Below are 21,387 nucleotides of genomic sequence, written 5' to 3'. Positions count from 1 at the left end.
CCCTGCGCCAGTCAGGAAAACGGACAGGGTCCGTCGGTTATGATGTCGTGCACCTTCAAGGTACCCGCAGAAATCGCTTCGCTCGCCTGGTCGGCCGCAGCTTTCATTTCAGGCGTGATCAGCGCCCGGTTATTGTCATCGATCACCCAATCCATGCCACCGTCCGCAAGACCCAGAACCTTCACACCGGGTTCGAAGGTACCGTTCCGGACGTCCATGAAGCTTTGATAAACCGCCGTGTCGACACGCTTTCGAATGGAGGTCAGAACGTTGCCCGGATGAAGGCCGTTCTGATTGGAATCGGTCCCGATGCCCAAGACATTGGCATCGGCAACGGCCTGCAATACGCCTATCCCGGTCCCGCCAGCCGCCTGAATGATGACATCCGCCCCCGAGCGGATCTGTGTTCTGGCGAGTTCTGCACCGCGCACCGGATCGGCAAAGGCAGCCGGTGTGTCACCGGTCATTCTGAAGAGGACGGAGACGTCCGGATCGGCCGCCATGGCTCCCTGCCGGTAACCGCACAAGAACCGCCGGATAATCGGAATATCCATGCCGCCCACAAAACCGATGGTGCCTGTTTCGCTGGCCATGGCGCCGAGAAGCCCGGCGATATAGGCACCTTCATGCTCCTTGAAGACATATGACGCGACGTTGGGCGTTTCGACCACCATGTCGACGATCGCGAACTGGACGTTGGGGAACTGAGTGGCCACCTCGGCCATGGACGACGCCTGATTGAAGCCGATGGCCACGACCGGAGCATGGCCGCGTCCGGCGAAATTCCGCAAAGCCTGAAGGCTTTGGGCATCGCGCTGCAACTCGAACTCGCGCACCGCACTACCCGTTTCGTCGCGAAACCGCGTCACGCCCGCATAGGCGCTCTCATTGAAAGATCCATCGAACTTGCCTCCGACCGAATAGACGATGGCAGGATCCGCAAGTGCGGGTGCGGATGCCAGCATCGCGGCGGCAACCGAAAGCAGGGTGCGCAAGGCTCCTGAGAACATGCTGTCTCCAATCGACTTGACCGCTGGCTGGCCGGGATCAGGAAGAGCAGACCCCCGCGTTGAAGCCGCGGGGGTCCGATTTCATCAGAACGGGCAGTTCTGGTCCGACATGTAGTCATGCACGACAATTTCGCCGGAGATGATCTGGTTCTTGGCTTGCGCGACAGCGGCCTTCATTTCTTCGGTCACGAGCGCCGCGTTGTTCTCATCCAGCGCCCAGTCCACCCCGCCTTCAGCAAGGCCAAGCACCTCGAAGCCGGAGGTCCAGTTGTCGTTCTTCGCATCGTCGAACGCCTGATACACCGCAACGTCGACGCGCTTGATCATCGAGCTGAGAACCGACCCTGGATGCAGGCCGTTCTGGTTGCTGTCCACACCGATGCCCAGCTTGCCAGCGTCGGCGGCGGCTTGCAGCACGCCAATACCCGTCGCGCCTGCCGCGTGGTAGACAACGTCCGCGCCACGGTCGAACTGGGACTTGGCCAATTCGCCGCCCTTCACCGGGTCATTCCACGCCGCACCCGTCGTGCCGGTCATGTTCTGGAACACCTCCGCATCGGCGTTGACCGCCAGAACACCTTGTTTGTATCCGCAGGCGAATTTCCGGATCAGCGGAATGTCCATGCCACCGACGAAACCGACTTTGCCGGTTTCGGAGGCCATCGCCGCGAGCATTCCGACGATGTAAGAGCCTTCATGTTCCTTGAACACGATGGAACGCACATTCGGAAGATCGACAACCATATCGACGATCGCAAACTGGGTATCGGGATATTCTGCGGCGACCTTCTCAACCGCATTTGCCTGCGAGAACCCGATGGCGACGATCGGGTTCATACCCCGGCGGGCAAAGTTTCTCAGGGCCTGCTCGCGCTGGCTGTCGTTCTGAAGCTCGAAGTCCCGATACTCAATTCCGGTATCTTCGAGAAAGCGCTGTGCGCCACTATGCGCTGCCTCATTGAATGACTTGTCGAATTTGCCGCCAAGGTCGTACAGGACCGCCGGCTGGATATCGGCAGCCAAGGCGCTTGCACATGCAAGCATCACGCTTGCAGCAGCACTCATCGCAAACAGTTTTTTCACGTCTTCTACCCTCCAGAACAAGAGGCCGCCGCTAGTGGCGACCCCGATGAGACTTTTCCTCTTGCCGCCCCGGCCGGTCCGCAGGTCGCAAGAGCTGTGGACCCAACTGCTCGCCGATCGCCCGCGCCAAAGGTTCGTCGGTGACAAGGTCCGTGATTACGCCGGTTTTCAAAGCAGCTATTGTGGCCTGGGCCTTGCCCGCCCCGCCCGCCAGAGCAACGATACGCGAGCCCCGGATTTCCTCAAAATGCAATCCGACCGCGCATTCCGCCAAAAGGACGTCCGCCAAGGTGCCCTCAGCCGTCAAAAAACGCCCCATCAGATCGGATACAGCGGCATTTGCCCGAAGATTTTCCTGTTCGGGCTTGGAGATCATCCCGCGTTGCACGAGATGTCCATCGTCCTCAACTGTCCCGATGCCAATGACGAACACATCCGATTGACGCGCCCGGCCCAATAGATCCTGAACAGACCGTTGGGCGAGGAACACCTGCTTTTCCGCCGCTGTTTCGGTGAAATAGGGAACCGGGAGATAAAATCCCTCGCCGCCGCTGCGCTCCTGCATGCGCTGAACGACGTCATACGGGTTGGCTGCAAGCTTGCGGGTAAGCGATCCGCTAATGGAAACGATCTCGAGATCGGGCCGCGCCAGACGGCCCATTTCCTCGACGGCGGCTTTCAAGGTCCGCCCCATTCCCACGCCGACGCGCCTCACGCTTCGTGAGGACAACAAGTCCGACAGGAACTGTCCGGCGCACGCGCCGACCGATCTAAGGGCCGCTTCACCGTCCCCGCCACCAAGTTCCGGCGCCACAATGCAGCTCTGAAGCCCAAAACGCCGGGTCAGACTGTCTTCGAGCTCGAGGCATTCGACCGGGCGCCCCTCAATATGAAACTTCACGAAACCGGATTTTTGCGCCAAGGCAATTAGACGATGAACCTTCGCGGGAGACACGCCAAGCTGTTCCGCGATTTCACCTTGTGTCCGGCCGCCGACGAACGACAACCACGCGGCCCTTATGGCCAGATAGGTGGTCCAATCATCATCCCGGACCCGCATGCCAGACCAGTCTCCCCTAACACAAGGCGCTTTTGCGGCGGTCATCCGGCCGCACTCAGCGACAAGGCCGACCCCATCCGCCAAAACCGTCTGAAAAAATATTCAGCACATGATTATTTCTTCAAAAAGATGACTCAGGGCGTCAGCCTCGTCAAGCAAAACCGGTGCACAAAGGGAAGGCGATTGGCGCGATTCTGGGCCCATCGCGTCAAGACGGCAGCAGCTTGGCCGCGCTGGCGGGCAGAACGTGCGCAGCCCCGCTTCGGACCACTTTATCCTGAGGCGCTGTTCTCATTGACCTTTTTGTCCTTGTGGAAAAGAAATGCACTGCGTGCACCTTTTTTGTTTGCCATAAAAGGCCGCTGAGATATCCTTTGTTCCAGCATTTGCGAATGTTTCGGAATGCGACAGCTAAGCTGTTCAGTACTCTTCGCTGTTTTGACGAGGAACGAACCGATAAGAATTTCGTCCATAAAATAACTTCTGGGGAGACGTGGTGAACCGGCCTTAAGGCCTGAAAGGAGAACCAACATGCGTCTCGGAATGAACGAAAAAATCGCCCGTCATATGGGCCTGTGTACAGTCGCCCTGTTTCTCGGTCTTGGCAGCGTCTTGCAAAATGCGAACGCCCAGACCTTCCGGCCCTATAGCCAGTCTGTCGGTGACTGGACCCACAACTACGGCAATGAAGTGGATGTGGAGCTGGTTCTTGCCGTTGATATCTCCCAATCGATGGATGCTGACGAGCAAGAAGTGCAACGGGCCGGATATGTTTCCGCGCTTACCTCTGATGAGTTCGTTGAAGCCGTTCAACTCGGTCCGATCGGCAAGATCGCGGTCGTTTATATGGAGTGGGGCGGCGTTGGCGAGCATTTCGTCGTCGCCGATTGGGCGGAAGTCAAGGATCGGAAAAGCGCGGAAGCTTTCGCCGCCCAGATCGCGGAAGCACCGCTTCGGCAGGTGCAGCGGACCTCGATCAGCTCAGCCTTGAAGAAATCCGTCGAGATGGTCGAAACAAACACCTTTTCCGGCCTGCGCAAAGTGATCGACATTTCGGGCGACGGGCCGAACAACCAGGGCGGGCCGGTGACCGAAATGCGGGACAGGCTCCTGTCCAGCGGTGTCGTCATCAATGGACTGCCGCTGATGATGAAGTCAAACGGCACCACATGGCAAGCCATGCTGAACCTGGATCACTACTATGAGGACTGCGTGATTGGCGGCCCCGGTTCCTTTGCCATTCCCGTTCGCTCCAAAAGCGAATTCGCCGATGCCATCCGCATGAAACTGGTAATGGAAGTGGCTGGTTTGACACTCCCGCCGCCACTCGTGCAAACCGTCTCGGACCGGCAGCCGACACGATGCGGCATGTTCGATTGAAGCGTTGCCCCGGAAAGGCATCGTTCCGCGCACCTTTCCGGGTCTGAGCCCATTGGCGGGCCATTCCCCTTTGCGCTGGCCCGCGCGTGACGGTATTCCTGAAGCAACCGCAACGCTTCGATTGGGATACCGATAGATATGAAACCGACGCTCGCCCTCGTGGCGCACGATGCGAAAAAGGACGCCATAGCCGCCTTTGCCGAACGCAACGCGCAAAAACTGTCGGACTTCTCGATTGTCGCAACGGGAACGACTGGTGGCCGTATCATGGATGCATGTCCAGCTCTGGACGTGACCCGGGTCCGGAGCGGCCCGCTGGGGGGCGATCAGCAGATTGGCGCGATGATTGCCGAGGGTCGGTTGAATGGACTTATTTTTTTCATAGATCCGTTGACGCCAATGCCGCACGATGTGGACGTGAAGGCCCTCCTGCGCCTTGCCGTGCTTTATGACTTGCCCACGGCGCTGAACGTCTCGACGGCGGAGATCCTGTTGCGTTCGGCCCGCCTCGCCGGTTTGCAATCAACATCAAAAACTCCTGAAGTCAGTCTGATTCAAAAATGAACATCACAAACCACCAGACCGGTGACTTCACCTTTCCCGTTCTGGTCGCCGATGTTGGCGGCACGAATGCCCGCTTCGCCATCGTCCAGGACAGCAACGACACTGCGCTTGCACCGGTCATCACGGCGACTGGGGATCACGCCGACATCTGCGCTGCCATACGCGCTACCGTTCTGGCATCTGGCGCCCCGCAGCCAAGGTCGGCCATTCTGGCGGTCGCCGGTCCCGTGACCGGCGACCGCATTCCCTTGACCAATGCCGCATGGGTGATCGAGCCGAATGTGCTCATCAAACAACTTGGCCTCGATCATGTCGTCGTGCTGAACGATTTCGAAGCACAGGCCCTTGCACTTCCCAGCCTGAAAGGTGGCGCTGTAGAACAGATTGGCGGCGGTGTGATGCGCAAAAATGCCACGAAATTTGTCCTTGGACCCGGAACAGGCCTGGGAGCTGCCGCCCTGGTCTATGCGGCCGGCAAATGGATCCCGCTGCCCGGCGAGGGTGGGCATGTGGAGATCGGCGCAGTAAGCGACGAGGATCAGACAATCTGGCCGCATATCGAGCGGGTTGGCGGCCGGATCGGCGCAGAGCAGATCCTCTCCGGCACCGGGTTGCCGAGGCTGGCCCGCGCGGTGGCCGCGAGTATGGGCCTTCAACCGCATCATGCCACTGCTGCCGATGTGACGTGGGCCGCCAGCACGAAAGACCCGGTAGCAACGAAAACACTTGAGGTGTTTGCCCGCGGTCTCGGCCGGGTCGCAGGCGACTTTGCCATGACGGTTCTGGCGCGCGGGGGCGTCTATCTGACAGGTGGTGTCACGCCCCGGATCGACCGGTTTCTGATCAATGGCGGATTCCGCGCGTCCTTTGAAGCCAAGGCCCCGCACGAGGCGCTGCTCAAGTCCATCCCGACATTTCTCGTGCGCCACCCGAATCCGGCGCTTGAAGGTCTTGCCGCTTATGCCCGCGACCCCGACCTCTTCGCCGTCGACTTGAGCGGCCGCGCCTGGCAAGCGAAGTTTGACATGATGTCCCTGCCGTCCGGTTGAGGATCATGACATCCGAATTGACGTTTTCGACCGAACTCCCGATCGATGGGGTCCTCGACCCCTTGCTGCTGGCGCTCGATCACTCGCTCAATGCCGTCCTCGTGGCTGAACCGGGCGCGGGCAAGACGACCAGAGTGCCCCTTGCGCTTTTGAGGGCCCGATGGCGGCAGGGGCGGCGCATCATCGTTCTGGAACCCCGGCGCCTCGCTGCGCGGGCCGCCGCAAGGCGCATGGCCGGGGAACTTCGAGAAGCCGTCGGACAGACCGTCGGATACCGGGTGCGCATGGACACGAAGGTCGGCCCGGAGACGAAAATCGAAGTGGTCACCGAGGGGATCTTTACCCGGATGATCATGGAGGACCCCGAACTCAACGGCGTTGCAGCAGTGCTGTTTGACGAGTTTCACGAGCGGTCTCTCGATGGTGACCTTGGATTGGCGCTGGCACTGGACGTCCAGGGCGCGCTTCGGGACGACCTCCGGCTTCTGCCCATGTCGGCGACTCTGGACGGGGCCAGGGTATCGGGTCTTCTGGGCGGCGCGCCGGTCATCGAAAGCAGCGGCCGGAGCTTTCCCGTGGAAACCCGCTATTTGGGCCGGCCGGCCAGTGAGCGGATCGAAGACGCGGCCGTGCGCGCGGTGCGGCACGCATTAAACCAGGAACCCGGATCCATCCTGGTCTTTCTTCCGGGCCAGGGCGAGATCCTGCGCACAGCCGAGCGTTTGGACGGCAAACTTCCCGCCGGCACGCAGATTGCGCCGCTGTACGGTGCGTTGGACGGGCGCGCGCAAGACGAGGCGATTCGGCCGGCGCCAGACAGGATGCGCAAGGTCGTTCTGGCCAGCGCGATTGCCCAGACCTCGCTGACCATCGAGGGCATCCGGGTGGTGATCGACAGCGGGCTGGCACGTGTGCCGCGCTACGAACCGCAAACAGGCCTCACCCGGCTTGAAACCGTGCGTGTCTCGCGCGCCTCCGCCGATCAACGGCGCGGCCGGGCCGGACGGACGGAGCCCGGCGTGTGCTTCCGTCTCTGGGATGAAGCCCAAACATCTGCTTTGCCCGTGGCGGAAACGCCGGAGATTCTGGAAGCCGATCTTTCCGGTCTCGTGCTGGACCTGGCACGCTGGGGAACCTCCGATCCCAGCCAGTTGCGCTTCCCCGATCAGCCCCCCGCGGCCAGCTGGCAGGAAGCGGTTACCCTGCTCGCCTCCTTGAACGCTCTGGATAAATCAGGCCGCTTGACGCCGGAAGGTGAAGCCCTTGCGGAATTGCCCCTGCATCCACGCCTCGGACACATGATCCGATCCGCGATCGGGCAGGACCAGGGATGGACAGCCGCGCTGATTGCCGCCCTTGTGTCCGAACCGGGCCTTGGCGGCCGCGATCCGGATCTCCGTCAACGCCTGTCCTGGCTCGCCCGGGACACCACTCAACGGGCAAAAGACACCTGTCTCATGGCGGAGCGTTGGCTCAAGCTGGCCGGCGGACGCAAGGACCCGCTTGAGATCGAGCAGGCGGGCCGGCTGCTCGCGCTGGCGTATCCCGACCGCGTTGCCGGCGCCCGCGGGAAAACGGGCAGTTTCCGGCTCGCCAATGGGCGTGGGGCCCAACTCGACGACAGCCATCCGCTCGCGAGTGCCCCCTTCCTGTGCGTGGCCGACATACAGGGGAAGGCCGCGAGCGGCCGGATTGCGCTTTGCGCCCCAATGGACAAGACCGACATCGAGGACCTATTCGGCCCGACCATTGTGGAAGTGGACGAAGTGACGCTCACGCCGGAGGGAAAGATCAAGGCCCGGCGGCAGCGCCAGTATCATAAAGTCGTTATCGGGAGTTGGACGATCGCAACGCCCGACCCGAATGCCGTTGCCGGCGCCTTGATCGCCGAGATCCGGCGCCGCGGGGTGGAACGCTTGCCGTGGAGCCGGGACCAACGCCACTTGCGGGCGCGGGTAGCTTACCTTTTGGCTGCCGGGGACCCGGCGTTGCCGGATTTGTCAGATGGCGCGCTTGCAGAGACCCTGGATGACTGGTTGAGGCCCTATCTGGCTGGAAAGACAAGGCTAGAGGATGTGGATGCCGATCTGCTCGGCCAAGCTTTGTCCGGTTTGATCCCGTATGATACCAAGGCGCGGATCGACAGCGGAGCACCTTCCCACTTCCAGGCACCGACCGGGTCCAGGCTCCCGATCGACTACGGCGCCGAAACCGGCCCGACGGTGGCGGTGCGGGTTCAGGAACTGTTCGGGCTGAAATCCCATCCCACCGTTTGCAACGGCACCATCCCCTTGACACTCGAACTTCTGTCGCCTGCGCAGCGCCCGATCCAGATCACCAGGGATTTGCCCGGCTTCTGGACAGGCTCCTGGAAAGATGTGAAAGCGGATATGAAGGGGCGATACCCCAAGCACGATTGGCCGGACAACCCGGCGGAAGCAGATCCGACCCGGAGAGCGAAGGCCCGAAAAGACTGAGCGAGGCAGGGTGCGCATCTGCACTCGCGCGCCGGGCGTTGTCCGCTATAATGGATCAATCATGACGATGGACCGGGCGAAGATCATTGCCGACTTATCGGAAAGAGCCCTCTTGCCTTGGGCAACCCTGAATGCATGCCTGGCGGATCATAACCGGTCAGAAACAATCTTCGTCAATCTCCTCCACAGGGTGCAAACAGGGCCGGAACTGGATACGGACGAGGAGCGGGCGCTTTTTTACGGGATCCACATTCTTGCCGCGCAACAAACCGAAACGGCCCTGACCCCGCTGATCGAAATTCTCCAGAACAGGCGCGAAGAAACCGATCGGATTCTCGGCGACGAAGCGATCGGTGAAACACTGCCGCGTCTCCTTATGGCTTTGGGCTCCGGCAAGGGCGCGCTTTATTGGGACATCGCAACCGGATCGGCCGCCGACTGGTTGATCCGGGATGCATTCTTCAAGGCCTGGACTTATGAAGTTCTGTCCCGGCGGATCTCCCGCCGGACGGCGCAATCACGCCTTCAGCGCCTGCCCAAGTGGATGTCCGCGCCAGCGGACAGCCCGCTCTGGATGAGCTGGATGAACGTCATTGCCGATCTCGGAATGACTGGCCTCCTGCCCGAAATCGACACCGCCTTGCGCTCCGGGCGGGCGGAAATCGGAACCCTTGCCATTTCCGACCGGGACTATCAGGACGTGCGTGCACGCGCCCAAGCCAACACCCAGCACGTCCGCCACAAGCCCGAATGGCGGGCCCGGAACGGGTTTGTGCCATTCGGACAGGCAAGCGCGCTCAAATATGACTTTTACCGCGCCGCCCTTGTAGCGCCGGGAACCACTGAGGATGTCTCCCGCAACCTGATTTCCCAGGCCGCTGAAGAGGCGGTAACGGGCTTCTTGCGGCCATCGGAAGCCGGCAACGAGAACACCCCGCGCCGGCGACCGGATTGATCACTCGTCGGATGCCGCCACAAGGCTGGCATTGCCCCCCGCCGCTGCGGTGTTGATCGAAACAACCTGCTCAAGCGCAAACCGGTTCAGATAGTTGGGACCGCCCGCTTTCGGACCTGTTCCGGACAGACCCGAGCCACCGAAGGGCTGAGTGCCGACGACCGCGCCGATGGTATTGCGGTTGACATAGACGTTGCCGACAGACAGCCGGTCGACGACCATCTTGACCGTCGCATCGATACGGCTGTGCACCCCGAGCGTCAGGCCATATCCGGTTGCCTCGATCGCATCGAGCACCTTGTCCAGATCCTTGGACTCATAGCGCACGACATGCAGGACGGGGCCGAAGACCTCCTTCCTCAGAGCTTCCGGCTTGTCGAGCTCGATGATGTGCGGGGCCACCCAGCTCCCGCCAGCAAGATCCCCGCCGGGTGCCTTGCCCGCATAGCGCAAGGTCTGATCCTGCCTCATGGCCTCGACATGGGCGAGGATACCGTCACGCGCCTCGGCGTCGATCACCGGACCGATATCCGTCGACGGCAGGCGCGGGTCGCCGAGCGCCAGTTCCCTGGCCGCGCCTTCCAGCATGGTGAGCAAGCTGTCGGCAACATCGGATTGGACGAACAGAAGGCGAAGAGCGGAACAGCGCTGACCCGCCGAGCGGAAAGCCGACATCATGACATCGTCGCAGACTTGTTCCGGCAGAGCCGTCGCATCCACGATCATCGCGTTGATACCACCGGTTTCGGCGATCAGCGGTACGATAGGCCCCCGTTTTTCGGCCAATGCGCGGTTGATTGCCCATGCGGTCTCGGTCGACCCGGTGAATGCAACACCGGCGACCTTCTGATGGGCTGTCAAAGCGGCACCTATGCGCCCGTCTCCCGGCAGATAGATCAAGGCCGCTTCCGGAACGCCAGCCCGGTGCAGCATCCTGACCGCCTCATAGGCGATCAGTGGCGTTTGTTCCGCCGGTTTTGCGATGACCGTGTTGCCAGCCACAAGCCCCGCGCAGACCTGACCCAGAAAAATCGCCAACGGAAAGTTCCAGGGTGAGATGCAAACAAACACACCCCGCCCGCGATACCGGTACCGGTCCTCCTCTCCGGTAGGCCCGGGCATCAGACGTCCGGCGCCGAACAATCCGCGCGCCTCGGCTGCGTAGTAACGGCAGAAATCGACCGCTTCCCGGATTTCCGCGATCCCGTCCGGCAGCGTCTTGCCGCCCTCGCAGCACAGAATGGCCATCAGCCGGTTGAAATCGGCCTCCATCAGATCGGCCATCTTGTCCAGCGCCGCCGCCCGCTCCTCGACCGGACGCCGCGACCACGCCTTGAAGCCCTCGCCCGCCGCTGTGAATGCGGCTTCGACATGGCCGGTATCGGCCATGACCACACTGCCCGCCTTCGTCTTGCCATCGACCGGCGATATGACCGCCGCTTCGGACCCGGTGACCGTCACACCTGGTATAAGCGGACGTGCCTGGACAGCAGGCATCGCCGAATTAGCAATCCCGGCGGTTAAAGCAGCGCGCTGTTTTGCGCAGCCCAGCTCGAGGCCCGCCGAATTCCGCCGCTCCTCGCCGTAAAGATCCCGGGGTTGCGGGATGGATCCGTTGATCGAGCGCGCGCCATTTTGCAGAATTTCAGCCGGACGCTTCAAAAGTTGGGCAATCGGCACTGAGCTGTCGCCGACAATCGTGACGAAGGAAGAGTTCGCACCGTTCTCCAGGAGCCTGCGCACAAGATAGGCCAGCAGATCCTTGTGTCCGCCGACCGGAGCATAGATCCGGCAAGGATAGCCATCGCGCTCGGTGATAGACCGGAAGAGGCTTTCGCCCATGCCGTGAAGGCGCTGGAACTCGTAGCCCTCACGATTGCCGGCCAATTCCATGATTTGCGCGACGGTCAGGGCATTGTGCGTCGCAAATTGCGGGTAGAGAACATCCCGCGCCGCGAGCATGCGCTTCGCGCAAGCAAGATAGGAGAGGTCGGTGGCCGCCTTGCGGGTGAATACGGGGTATCCGTCTACGCCCATTTCCTGGGCATGCTTGATTTCCGTGTCCCAGTAAGCCCCCTTGACCAGCCGCACCATCAGCCGCCGCTTGTTGTGACGGGCAGCCGCAACGAGCCAATCGATCACCTCAACACCCCGTTTCTGATAGGCCTGGACCGCAAGGCCGAAGCCGTCCCAACCCTCTGTGATCGGGTGGGTCAAAAGCGAGGCGATGATATCCAGCGAAATCTCCAGCCGATCCGCTTCTTCCGCGTCGACCGTGAAATTCAGGTCGTAGCCGCGTGCCATTTCCGCCAATTCGATCAGCCGCGGCACCAGTTCGGTGCGTGCCCTATCGCCATTGACGGCCTCGTAGCGCGGATGCAACGCCGACAGCTTGACCGAAATGCCCGGACGATCCGGCAGAGCGCGATTGCCGGCCGCTGCACCAATTGTACGGATGGCATCGGCGTAGGATTGATAGTAGCGCTTGGCATCGGCTTCAGTCCGCGCGCCCTCGCCCAGCATGTCATAAGAGTAGCGGTAGCCCTTCTTCTCTTGTGCCTTTGCACGGTCAATCGCTTTTGAAATCGTTTCGCCCAGCACGAACTGGTGACCCAGAAGGCGCATCGCCTTGCGGGTCGCGGTGCGGACAGCGGGCATTCCCATCCGCTTGACCAAGGCGGACAATATGCTCTTTGGCGTATCGCCCGGATGGAGCAAACGGGACGTGATTCCGAGTGCCCAGGACGAGGCGGATACCAGCAGCGTGTCGGATTTCGGCCCCTCGGACTCATCGAATCTGGCCGCGGCCAATTTGTCCTCAATCAGCTTGTCCGCCGTGGCGGCATCCGGAACCCTCAGCAGCGCCTCTGCCAAGACCATCAGCGCCAAGCCCTCCCGGGTGGTCAGTCCGAACTCGCGCATGAAGTCCTCGACACCGCCCAAGCCCGCAGGGGCTGTGCGCATGTCGTGAATATAGCCGCTGGCCAGGGTATCGATGCGCCGCTCCGCCGCGTCCTCGAGCCTGGTTTCGCCAAGAAAGCGCTCAACCAGTTTCCGATCATCGGGGGCATAGTCCGCCCGAAACGGCTCAAAACCAGCATTTTCAAGCTTGATGTCTTCCACGGCAGCACTGGCTGACATACCGATCTCTCCCAAAATCCAAGCGCACCCGGCGCGAATGCCGAATAATGCCCCCAAAACATCATGAAGTTTCACCAAAGTTCGGGTAGTGTTTGGTTGAAATTACCAGAGAAATGAAAAACCCGCATGCCTGCACCAAGCCTTGATCAGACAGACCGTAAGATCCTCAAGTTTCTGCAAGCCGATGGCCGGATCACAACGACCGAATTGGCGGAGCGGATCGGCTTGTCGGTCAACGCGACGGGTGAGCGATTCCGGCGGCTGATGCGCGAGGGGTTCATCACCCGCTTCAGCGCAGAACTGGACCCGGACAAGGTTGGTCGCGGGCTTCTGGTTTTTGTGGAGATCAAACTGGACAGAACGTCCCCGGAAATCTTCGATGCTTTCAAGCGTGCGGTTGAGCGGTCACAGGACATTCTGGAGTGCCACATGGTGGCCGGCGGTTTCGACTATCTTCTCAAAAGCCGTGTTTCGGACATGGACGCCTACCGCCAGTTCCTGTCCGATGTCGTTCTGGCCCTGCCAGGGGTGCGTGAAACGCACACCTATGCGGTGATGGAAGAGATCAAGGAAACCCATATTCTTCCAGTCTAATGCGGCTGCTCGGCGGTCCCGGATGGTCACGAAGCCTTGTTTTGACCATCGCGAAGTACCGGTCCAAACAGCGCAACACGGTGATTCAACGGGAGGTTTCTCTATGTGGAAACAAAATCTGGCTGGCCTTCTGGCGGCATTCATGTTCGGCGCGGCCGGTGCCCTTGCCGACAGCACCGTCCCCCGCTCCTGGGACGACATCACGGAACAAGCGAAAGGCCAGACGGTCTATTTCCACGCATGGGGCGGGGAACCGCGCATCAACAGCTACATTCAATGGGCTGCCGGGGAACTTGATAAAATCTATGGTGTCACGGTCGAGCATGTGAAGGTCGCCGAGACAGCTAATGTAGTGACGCAGATCATCGCCGAAAAATCTGCCGGACGGGATACCAATGGCAGCGTTGACCTGGTCTGGATCAACGGTGAGAATTTCAACACCCTGAAGAGCCTGCGCCTACTGGCCGAACCGGGCTGGGCCCAAACTCTGCCGAACTGGCAATATGTCGATGTCGAGGGCAAGCCGACGGTCATCAAGGATTTCACGATCCCGACCGATGGCCAGGAAAGCCCTTGGGGCATGGCGCAACTCGTGTTCATGCATGACACACGGCGCCTGCCCCAACCGCCGGCTTCACTTTCCGAACTGGCGGAATACCTGGCGGAAAACCCGGGGCGGTTTTCCTATCCGCAACCGCCCGAGTTTTTCGGAACCACCTTCCTGAAGCAGGCATTGATCACGTTGATCGACGATCCGTCGAAGCTCGACCGGCCAGTCAATTCAGCGACCTTTGAGCAGGATGTGAAGCCGCTGTTCGACTTTCTGGACGAGTTGCATCCGACCCTGTGGCGCGGCGGCCAGGCCTTCCCCCGGAACGCCGCCCATATGCGCCAGTTGCTAGGCGACGGCGAGATCGACATCGCCTTTTCGTTCAACCCGGCGGATGCGTCGAGTGCCATCGAAAACGGCGAGCTTCCGGACACCGTTCGCAGCTTCGTCTTGCGGGGCGGCACAATCGGAAACACGCATTTTGTCGCCATCCCCTACAACAGTTCGGCCAAGGAGGGCGCGATGCTACTGGCCAATTTCCTGTTGTCTCCGCTGGCGCAGGCGCGCAAACAGGACCCGAAAATCTGGGGAGACCCGACGGTCCTGGATATCGCGGCGCTGCCCGCCGAGGACCGTGCCCGGTTCGACGAACTCGACCTCGGCATTGCGACCCTGTCCCCGGAGGATCTGGGGGCCACACTGCCCGAACCCCACCCAACGTGGGTGAGCGAGCTGGAGAAAGCCTGGGCGGCACGTTACGGCGGATCCTGAGTGGCCCAACGGTTCCAGATGAAAACAGGGCTTGGCGCGGGTAGTCCGAAGCTACCCACGCTTTTGTTGTTTGTGCTTCTCGCCGGACCGATCAGCGCCGGCCTTTTGGGCACGCTTCTTCCCGCGTTCGGCTATCTGCCGGCCCTTGGCGCATCCGATCCGTCTCCCGATGCCTTTCGCGCGCTCTTCAGCGCGCCGGGCATCTGGACCTCGATTGCGCTCAGCCTCGGGACCGGCCTCGTGGCAACGGCGCTGTCCCTGGGGATTGTCATTCTGTTCACAGCGGGCTGGTCGTCGACGCGGGCTTTCGACAATTTGCGCCGGTTTCTGTCGCCCCTGCTTTCGGTTCCCCATGCCGCCGCCGCATTCGGCCTTGCATTCCTGATCGCCCCTTCCGGTTTTCTGGTCCGGCTCGTTTCGCCCGCGCTCAGCGGATGGGAGCGGCCACCCGATCTGCTGATCCTCAACGATCCCTATGGCCTCACCATGACCGCCGGACTGATCCTGAAAGAGGTGCCCTTCCTATTCCTGATGACGGTCGCGGCGTTGACCCAGGTGAATGTGAAAAGCATCAGCCGGGCCGTGGCATCCTTGGGATATGGACGGATGCGCGGCTTTTTGATCACGGCCGCTCCGCAGGTCTATCCGCAAATCCGGCTTCCGGTTCTCGCCGTTCTGGCCTATTCGACGTCGGTGGTGGATGTTGCGCTGATCCTCGGGCCGACGACACCCGCGCCGCTTGCCCCCCGCATTCTTGTCTGGCTGTCCGACCCAGATCCGGCGATGCGCCTGAAGGCGTCGGCCGGGGCCGTGCTTCAAATCGCGGTCTCGGCCTTGGCCATCTTGATCTGGCTCGGCTTTGAACGTTTGGCACGGAACTGGTTCTTTCGCACGTCTCGGACCGGACGCCGCCAAGCAAGCGACCGGGTCCCCCGGTTCCTTGTTCTGACCTTTGTCATCATCCTTGTCGCGGTGACCGCCAGCGGCTTCGGTCTCCTCGGCTTGTGGTCCGTTGCGCGCGGATGGTGGTTTCCAGACACTTTTCCCGCGCAGTTGACACTGGCGACCTGGCGGGAAGCCCTCACAACGGGAGGCACGACCATCTGGACAACATTCGTGCTCGGGGCCGGATCGGCGATCTGCTGCGCGGCTCTGGTGATCTGGCTTCTGGAGAGCCACACCCGTGCCGGAAATGTTCCGGGGAACCGGCTCCGGCAATTCCTGTTCCTGCCCCTGCTGGTCCCGCAGGTCAGCTTTCTGTTCGGCCTGCAGGTTCTCTTCATTCACGCGCAGATTGACGGAACCCTGTTGGCGGTGATGCTTGCGCACAGCGTGTTCGTTCTTCCCTATGTCTTTCTCGCCCTTGCCGATCCCTGGGCGCATCAGGACCCCCGCTACGCCCGTATCGCAGCGACCCTTGGCGCAACGAACAGCCGGATTTTCCGAAAAGTGCGCCTGCCGATGCTCCTGACGCCTCTGCTGGTGGCCATCGCCATTGGTTTCGCGGTCTCCGTGGGACAATATCTCCCGACGGTTCTGATCGGCTCGGGCCGGGTTTCGACGGTGACTACGGAAAGCCTCGCCCTGGCGGCTGGCGGAAACCGTTCGCTGCTGGGCGTCTATGCCATGCTGCAGCTCATCCTGCCGTTCATCGTGTTCTCGCTCGCCTCGCTCATTCCCGCCCTCGTGTTTCGCAACCGGCTGGGCATGCGCCCCACGTCGACCCACTAGGAAACAATTGTGACGACCGCCAAAGCCGAAGGCCTGACGCTGAGAGACGTAACGATCACCTTGAAGGGGAAGCGGCTTCTGCGCATGGATCTCACCGTTCCGCCCGGCGCGGTTCTGACCGTGATGGGGGAAAGCGGGCGCGGAAAATCGACCTTTCTCGATTTCATCGCCGGCTTTCTAAAGCCACCGTTCGCGGCCACCGGCGAAATCCTGCTGAACGGCCGGGACATCACCCATTTGACCCCGCAGGAACGCCGGGTCGGTTTGATGTTCCAAACCCCGCTGCTTTTCCCGCACCTCTCGGTTATGGGAAACCTCTTGTTCGCATTGCCCGAAACGATCCGTAAAAAACGTGACCGTATCGTCGCTGCGGAACAGGCGCTCGCGGAAGCAGGTCTTGCCGGATACGCCGCGCGGGACCCGGCCACCCTGTCCGGCGGACAGCAGACGAGGGTCGCCCTGATGCGTGTCCTTCTGTCCGAGCCTCAGGCGCTCCTGCTCGATGAACCGTTCTCAAGCCTTGACCGGGCCCGGCGGGCGGACATCCGGTCTCTTGTCTTTGAGACGGCCCGCAAACGCGCCCTGCCCGTCATTCTGGTCACCCATGACGAGGAGGACGCCCATGCGGCCGGCGGACTGATCACGCATCTTTAAAGCGGTTTTTTCAGCCCGCCTTGTCCGCGGATTTGGCCTGAAGGAGCGAATACCGCTCGATGCCGATGCGCTCGACCAGGTGCAACTCGGTCTCGAGGAAATCGATATGGCTCTCCTCGTCGGCCAGAAGAGTTTCGAAAATACTCATGGATACAAAGTCACCGGCCTCCCGGCAGACTTCGCGCGCCTCGTGATACAGGGCCCGGGCGACGTACTCGGCGGCGAGATCGCACTCCAGAACCTCCTTCACAGACTGCCCGATGCGCAAGGGATCGAGCACCTGAAGATTTGGCAAGCCTTCGAGAAAAATGATCCGGTCCATCAAATCCTGGGCATGGGCCTGCTCTTCCTTGCTTTCTTCCAGCTCTTTGCTGGCCAGCTTGCCATACCCCCAGTCTTCCAGAAGCCGAGAATGAACCCAGTACTGATTGACGGCCGTCAACTCATGGCGGAGAGCCTTGTTGAGATACTCTATGACGAGCGCATCGCCTTTCATGTGTCCACTCCCTGCCTTTATCCCGCGGCCTTCGTCAAAGCCAGTTGCCGCGGCTCGCCACTGCCAGTGCTCGCATCCGAATGGCTGGCATCGGACGCATTCTCGTGAATAATACTGATGACTGACGGAAAACAGCTCCCACATCTCGGACGGCACCCAAGATGGCGGAAAACCGCACCGGGTGTTGGAACCCGGCCATTTGGATCCTGGCGCATTTCCTCCGCAGCCTTGCGCAACTGCTTATCAGACAACACATTGCAGGAGCAGATGATCATTCACAGATCCCAGGTCGCTTTCCCAAAGGCCGCTGGAGGCGTCTCGCGTACATCCCGCTTTGCTAAACTAGTGTATATGAGTCAACTTTTTCCACCCCTTCGCAGCACCGGACAGGCCATACCATGAGCGACCCTTCAAATACAGATGACCGCAGAACGCTGGTTCTCACCGGGGCAAGCCGCGGCATAGGCCATGCAACCGTCAAGCGCTTTTCCGCATCGGGCTGGCGTGTGATTACATGTTCCCGGCATGCCTTCTCGGACAAGTGCCCCTGGCCCATGGGACCCGAAGATCACATTCAAGTGGATCTGGCGGATGAAGGCAGTGTCACCAATGCAGTCAACGAGATCCGCAAGCGCCTTCGCGCAAATGGTTCGCGCCTCGATGCGCTGGTCAACAATGCCGGCATCAGTCCGAAGGGCGAGGGTGGGGCCCGCCTTGATTCCCTCACAACGGCAATGGAGACATGGCGAAGTGTCTTTCATGTCAATTTTTTTGCCCCCATCATGCTCGGCCGCGGACTGTTCGAGGAATTGAAAACGGCGGGAGGATCGATCGTGAATGTGACATCGATTGCCGGTATGCGGGTTCATCCGTTCGCGGGCACAGCTTATGCAACCTCCAAGGCAGCCCTGGCCTCCCTGACCCGGGAAATGGCCGCCGATTTCGGACCGCACGGGATCCGGGTGAATGCCATCGCGCCGGGTGAAATCGACACCGCCATTTTATCTCCGGGAACGGAAAAACTCATAGGCGACATTCCTTTGCGGCGTTTGGGGCGGCCCGATGAGGTGGCTGAGACGATTCATTTCCTCTGCACGGCGCAGTCGTCTTACGTAACTGGCGCCGAGATACACATTAACGGCGGTCAACACGTGTAGCGCTAACCCTTCGCCGCAGTTGATGGGGTGAGAAAGACTATCATGAAGAATTACAGCATTTTATAAGATTTGATCAAATCAATGCCGCGTCAAAAACAAATACTAAGGGATCGGGGCAGCCTGGAAGATCACCGCTAATTTTACGCATTCTTCATTTTCCTCCCGCATGGTTCGGTTATCAGTCTTTCGAACAATAACCTGTCCTTGCGGGGGGAGCATGAAGCGCGTCATCAAAAAACTGAATGATCTGCGTTTTGGGGTAAAAGTCGGCGGCGGCTTTGTGGCCATTCTGGCCGTGACAGCCATTGTGGGCGCTGTCGGGTTCTCGGCCATCGTAACCTTGACGGAAAAATTTGAGGTTGCCGGGCAATCCACCACGGTGGCTCAGCACCTTCAAGAGACATCGGTTGCGCGCGAGACGTTTCTCAAACAGCGTGACGAAGCGAATGCGTCCAAAACCAGGACAGCCATCGCCGACCTTCAAGATGCGCTGGAAACGCTCCGCAAATCGGTCGCAACGGAACCGGAGGCGGTTTCCGATGTTGAGGCCGCGATCACCGGCGTATCGGAGTTCGGGGCCACGTTTGACGGGGTTGTCACCGACAGTTTCAACCAGAAGGAGCAGCTTGCCGCACTTCTGGAGGCAACGCGGGCCCTGGAAGACCATGCCGCAAGCATCTCCGAGACCGTTGCGACAGCCGAAATCCGGGTCAGCGCGGTGGCATTCAAGGCCAACAACGATCTTGAGGGGGCAAACCAGCTTGCAGGGGCTATCTACGCCGTCCAGGAACAGGGCTATGTCATAAAACTCCTGAACCTCGCAGCCCGTGGCAATCTTGGTGGCGCGGACCTCGAAACGGCGCTGAACATGTCGCGCGAGCTCGTTACGGCGACAAAAGCCCTGACCTACCAGTCAATCGCCGGGATTGATCGCGCCAGTATTTCCCTGCTTGCCCGGCACGCGAGAAACCTGAACAAAGCGATCGAAGGCCTTGGCGGTGATCTCGATTTCAATGCCGCATTCGAGGCAAGGCAAGCGGTCGCCAAGGCAATCGACGAGCTCATCGCAACGTCTGGAGACATACGTAATCAATCGACCCCAGCCGTAGCGGCGGCCAAAAAAGTCGCTCTGGATGCCTCAACCCAGCTTGCCAGCATCCGCGCCGTCGCGACCAACGCGGTCCTGCTCAGCCGCCTTGCGTTGCAGAGCCGAACCGAGGTCTTGGCGATTTTCGGCAATCTTGGCGATGGCGATCCGGCAAAAGTGCAAGAGCAGGTGGCGCAGCTCGTCGAACTTGAAGAGAAACTCGCCCGCCAATCGGCTGCCCTCCCGGATGCCGAAGCGACAATCGCCGAGATTCCGGTTGCGATCGCCACTTTCGATCGGGCGTTCAAGGACATGTTAAGCGTGGAAGCGGCGCTCTCCGCCAAGCAGGCGCAGCTGGAGGAATTCACACAAGCCGTCAATGCCGCCACTTCGGCGCTGACCGCGGCGCAAGCGTCCAGCGCCCATTCGGCAGGTCAGACCGCTCAAAACCAGATCGGATTTACCTTGCTGGCCGCTATCTTGGGCGGCATCGCTTTGGCCTTCATCTTGAGCCGGGCCATCACCCGCCCCTTGCAAACCCTGACGGGCGTCATGGACAAGCTGGCGAATGGGGACAACGATGTCGACATCCCGGGGCTCGACCGCGGAGACGAGGTTGGAGCCATGAACCGCACCGTTCAGGTGTTCAAGGACAATGCACGCGAACGCATGCGTCTGCAGGCCGAACAAGCCCAAGAAGAGGAAGGCCGGAGGGCCCGCCAACAGCGCATCGACGCAATGATCTCCGGGTTCCGGACAAAAGCCGAAACCGTGCTGGGGTCCGTCCAGCAAACCGCGGGAAGCCTGGACAAGACCGCAAACGCGTTGACCGGCATTGCCCGGGAAAGCAGCGGATTGGCCGACACAACCATGTCGTCCTCCAGCGAAGCAACGAACAACGTGCAGACCGTCGCGAGCGCTTCCGAAGAGCTGGCGGCCTCCATCGGTGAAATCTCCCGCCAGGTGGCGCAAACCACCGAAGTCGTGGGCCGCGCCACCGAGGGCACGCGCATGACGAATGAAAAAATCGAGGGCCTTGCGCAATCCGCAGCCAAGATCGGTGAGGTCATCACGCTCATTCAGGCCATCGCGGAGCAGACCAATCTTCTGGCGCTGAACGCCACTATCGAGGCGGCGCGGGCCGGGGAAGCTGGAAAAGGCTTTGCCGTGGTGGCGGCGGAAGTCAAGGAACTGGCGACGCAAACATCCAAGGCGACGGACGAAATCTCGGCGCAGATTTCGGATATCCAAGCGGCCACCCGGGAATCCGTTCAAGCCATCGGAGAGATCACGCAAACAATGGATGAGGTGAACTCCTACACGTCCACAATCGCGGCCGCTGTCGAACAGCAAGGTGCGGCGACCGCGGAAATATCTCAAAACGTCCAACGGGCTGCCGAGGGCACGACGGCGGTATCCTCCGCGATGTCCCAGCTTACCCAGGCGGTGGATCACACATCCTCGTCGGCGGACATGGTTCTGACCGCCTCGAACGAGCTGACCCAACGCACGGACGAGTTGAAAGTCGAAGTCGAACGGTTCCTGCAGGAGGTCGCGGCAGCTTGAAGCCGGTTCCCCCTACCTGCGCAAGAGCCCTGAGGGCTTTGGCGCGGCAGGCGTCCAAAATG

18 protein-coding genes are annotated in these 21,387 nt (G+C 60.8%); 11 read left to right on the top strand and 7 right to left on the bottom strand.

The features are described 5' to 3' along the window. Nucleotides 1-11 precede the first annotated feature (11 nt). The 4 genes from F0184_RS16675 to F0184_RS16660 all read right to left on the bottom strand — a co-directional run bounded on the left by F0184_RS16675 (nt 12) and on the right by F0184_RS16660 (nt 3,626). On the bottom strand, nt 12-1,010 hold the full coding sequence (locus tag F0184_RS16675) for a BMP family lipoprotein (protein ID WP_150497341.1): 999 nt from the start codon (nt 1,008-1,010) through the stop codon (nt 12-14). Between the two features lie 84 nt (nt 1,011-1,094). Beyond that, on the bottom strand, nt 1,095-2,075 hold the full coding sequence (locus F0184_RS16670) for a BMP family lipoprotein (protein WP_150497434.1): 981 nt from the start codon (nt 2,073-2,075) through the stop codon (nt 1,095-1,097). A 49-nt stretch (nt 2,076-2,124) separates the two neighbouring features. Further along, nucleotides 2,125-3,153, bottom strand: a complete 1,029-nt coding sequence (locus F0184_RS16665; RefSeq protein ID WP_208998527.1) for a sugar-binding transcriptional regulator — start codon at nt 3,151-3,153, stop codon at nt 2,125-2,127. 272 nt (nt 3,154-3,425) lie between these two features. Beyond that, on the bottom strand, nt 3,426-3,626 hold the full coding sequence (locus F0184_RS16660; protein ID WP_150497340.1) for a hypothetical protein: 201 nt from the start codon (nt 3,624-3,626) through the stop codon (nt 3,426-3,428). A gap of 58 nt (nt 3,627-3,684) precedes the next feature. Between F0184_RS16660 and F0184_RS16655 the strand changes: the two genes are divergently transcribed. The 5 genes from F0184_RS16655 to F0184_RS16635 all read left to right on the top strand — a co-directional run bounded on the left by F0184_RS16655 (nt 3,685) and on the right by F0184_RS16635 (nt 9,578). Then, nucleotides 3,685-4,533: a DUF1194 domain-containing protein gene (locus F0184_RS16655; RefSeq protein WP_208998526.1), complete on the top strand. Its 849-nt coding sequence runs from the start codon at nt 3,685-3,687 to the stop codon at nt 4,531-4,533. Between the two features lie 138 nt (nt 4,534-4,671). Continuing rightward, the gene (locus F0184_RS16650) at nt 4,672-5,097 is read left to right on the top strand and encodes a methylglyoxal synthase (RefSeq protein ID WP_172972146.1); all 426 of its coding nucleotides are present in this window, start codon (nt 4,672-4,674) and stop codon (nt 5,095-5,097) included. Continuing rightward, the gene (locus tag F0184_RS16645; protein WP_150497338.1) at nt 5,094-6,146 is read left to right on the top strand and encodes a glucokinase; all 1,053 of its coding nucleotides are present in this window, start codon (nt 5,094-5,096) and stop codon (nt 6,144-6,146) included. The genes F0184_RS16650 and F0184_RS16645 overlap by 4 nt, the downstream gene beginning before the upstream one ends. Nucleotides 6,147-6,151: 5 nt before the next feature. Continuing rightward, entirely contained in the window at nt 6,152-8,623 is a 2,472-nt protein-coding gene (gene hrpB / locus F0184_RS16640) for an ATP-dependent helicase HrpB (protein WP_150497337.1), read from the top strand. Nucleotides 8,624-8,684: 61 nt separating this feature from the next. Next, nucleotides 8,685-9,578 carry a DUF1186 domain-containing protein gene (locus F0184_RS16635; protein ID WP_150497336.1) on the top strand — a complete coding sequence of 298 codons (894 nt, stop codon included), beginning with the start codon at nt 8,685-8,687 and terminating at the stop codon, nt 9,576-9,578. Here the strand turns inward: F0184_RS16635 and putA are convergent, their stop codons facing one another. Then, a complete protein-coding gene (putA, locus tag F0184_RS16630) occupies nt 9,579-12,719 on the bottom strand; it encodes a bifunctional proline dehydrogenase/L-glutamate gamma-semialdehyde dehydrogenase PutA (RefSeq protein ID WP_150497335.1) in 3,141 nt (1,046 codons plus the stop codon). A gap of 126 nt (nt 12,720-12,845) precedes the next feature. Here putA and F0184_RS16625 point away from each other — a divergent pair, with 126 nt between their 5' ends. The 4 genes from F0184_RS16625 to F0184_RS16610 all read left to right on the top strand — a co-directional run bounded on the left by F0184_RS16625 (nt 12,846) and on the right by F0184_RS16610 (nt 17,019). Beyond that, nucleotides 12,846-13,313, top strand: a complete 468-nt coding sequence (locus tag F0184_RS16625; protein WP_150497334.1) for an Lrp/AsnC ligand binding domain-containing protein — start codon at nt 12,846-12,848, stop codon at nt 13,311-13,313. A gap of 103 nt (nt 13,314-13,416) precedes the next feature. Further along, nucleotides 13,417-14,634: an ABC transporter substrate-binding protein gene (locus F0184_RS16620; RefSeq protein ID WP_150497333.1), complete on the top strand. Its 1,218-nt coding sequence runs from the start codon at nt 13,417-13,419 to the stop codon at nt 14,632-14,634. Then, nucleotides 14,635-16,365: an ABC transporter permease gene (locus F0184_RS16615; protein WP_308809960.1), complete on the top strand. Its 1,731-nt coding sequence runs from the start codon at nt 14,635-14,637 to the stop codon at nt 16,363-16,365. Nucleotides 16,366-16,374: 9 nt separating this feature from the next. Beyond that, nucleotides 16,375-17,019 (top strand): ATP-binding cassette domain-containing protein, encoded by a 645-nt coding sequence (locus F0184_RS16610; protein WP_308809961.1) that lies wholly within the window; start codon nt 16,375-16,377, stop codon nt 17,017-17,019. A gap of 10 nt (nt 17,020-17,029) precedes the next feature. On the opposite strand, the gene bfr is transcribed toward F0184_RS16610, so the two are convergent. Both bfr and F0184_RS16600 read right to left on the bottom strand, forming a co-directional pair. After that, nucleotides 17,030-17,515 carry a bacterioferritin gene (bfr, locus tag F0184_RS16605; RefSeq protein WP_150497332.1) on the bottom strand — a complete coding sequence of 162 codons (486 nt, stop codon included), beginning with the start codon at nt 17,513-17,515 and terminating at the stop codon, nt 17,030-17,032. A 17-nt stretch (nt 17,516-17,532) separates the two neighbouring features. Beyond that, nucleotides 17,533-17,790 carry a (2Fe-2S)-binding protein gene (locus F0184_RS16600; protein WP_150497331.1) on the bottom strand — a complete coding sequence of 86 codons (258 nt, stop codon included), beginning with the start codon at nt 17,788-17,790 and terminating at the stop codon, nt 17,533-17,535. A gap of 123 nt (nt 17,791-17,913) precedes the next feature. On the opposite strand from F0184_RS16600, the gene F0184_RS16595 reads away from it, so the two are divergent. Next, nucleotides 17,914-18,672: an SDR family NAD(P)-dependent oxidoreductase gene (locus F0184_RS16595; RefSeq protein ID WP_150497330.1), complete on the top strand. Its 759-nt coding sequence runs from the start codon at nt 17,914-17,916 to the stop codon at nt 18,670-18,672. Nucleotides 18,673-18,889: 217 nt separating this feature from the next. Then, on the top strand, nt 18,890-21,325 hold the full coding sequence (locus F0184_RS16590) for a methyl-accepting chemotaxis protein (RefSeq protein WP_150497329.1): 2,436 nt from the start codon (nt 18,890-18,892) through the stop codon (nt 21,323-21,325). Nucleotides 21,326-21,387: the final 62 nt, after the last annotated feature.

It is taken from the genome of Roseibium aquae (assembly GCF_008711285.1).
In the GTDB taxonomy this organism is placed as follows: Bacteria; Pseudomonadota; Alphaproteobacteria; order Rhizobiales; family Stappiaceae; genus Roseibium; species Roseibium aquae.
This window is presented reverse-complemented; position numbering and strand designations above follow the sequence as displayed.

What these genes read in the sequence shown, in the direction of transcription:
- F0184_RS16675 (WP_150497341.1), bottom strand. Translation starts at nt 1,010, where the DNA reads ATGTTCTCAGGAGCCTTGCGCACCCTGCTTTCGGTTGCCGCCGCGATG.
- F0184_RS16670 (WP_150497434.1), bottom strand. Translation starts at nt 2,075, where the DNA reads ATGAGTGCTGCTGCAAGCGTGATGCTTGCATGTGCAAGCGCCTTGGCT.
- F0184_RS16665 (WP_208998527.1), bottom strand. Translation starts at nt 3,153, where the DNA reads ATGCGGGTCCGGGATGATGATTGGACCACCTATCTGGCCATAAGGGCC.
- F0184_RS16660 (WP_150497340.1), bottom strand. Translation starts at nt 3,626, where the DNA reads ATGGACGAAATTCTTATCGGTTCGTTCCTCGTCAAAACAGCGAAGAGT.
- F0184_RS16655 (WP_208998526.1), top strand. Translation starts at nt 3,685, where the DNA reads ATGCGTCTCGGAATGAACGAAAAAATCGCCCGTCATATGGGCCTGTGT.
- F0184_RS16650 (WP_172972146.1), top strand. Translation starts at nt 4,672, where the DNA reads ATGAAACCGACGCTCGCCCTCGTGGCGCACGATGCGAAAAAGGACGCC.
- F0184_RS16645 (WP_150497338.1), top strand. Translation starts at nt 5,094, where the DNA reads ATGAACATCACAAACCACCAGACCGGTGACTTCACCTTTCCCGTTCTG.
- hrpB (WP_150497337.1), top strand. Translation starts at nt 6,152, where the DNA reads ATGACATCCGAATTGACGTTTTCGACCGAACTCCCGATCGATGGGGTC.
- F0184_RS16635 (WP_150497336.1), top strand. Translation starts at nt 8,685, where the DNA reads ATGACGATGGACCGGGCGAAGATCATTGCCGACTTATCGGAAAGAGCC.
- putA (WP_150497335.1), bottom strand. Translation starts at nt 12,719, where the DNA reads ATGTCAGCCAGTGCTGCCGTGGAAGACATCAAGCTTGAAAATGCTGGT.
- F0184_RS16625 (WP_150497334.1), top strand. Translation starts at nt 12,846, where the DNA reads ATGCCTGCACCAAGCCTTGATCAGACAGACCGTAAGATCCTCAAGTTT.
- F0184_RS16620 (WP_150497333.1), top strand. Translation starts at nt 13,417, where the DNA reads ATGTGGAAACAAAATCTGGCTGGCCTTCTGGCGGCATTCATGTTCGGC.
- bfr (WP_150497332.1), bottom strand. Translation starts at nt 17,515, where the DNA reads ATGAAAGGCGATGCGCTCGTCATAGAGTATCTCAACAAGGCTCTCCGC.
- F0184_RS16600 (WP_150497331.1), bottom strand. Translation starts at nt 17,790, where the DNA reads ATGATCATCTGCTCCTGCAATGTGTTGTCTGATAAGCAGTTGCGCAAG.
- F0184_RS16595 (WP_150497330.1), top strand. Translation starts at nt 17,914, where the DNA reads ATGAGCGACCCTTCAAATACAGATGACCGCAGAACGCTGGTTCTCACC.
- F0184_RS16590 (WP_150497329.1), top strand. Translation starts at nt 18,890, where the DNA reads ATGAAGCGCGTCATCAAAAAACTGAATGATCTGCGTTTTGGGGTAAAA.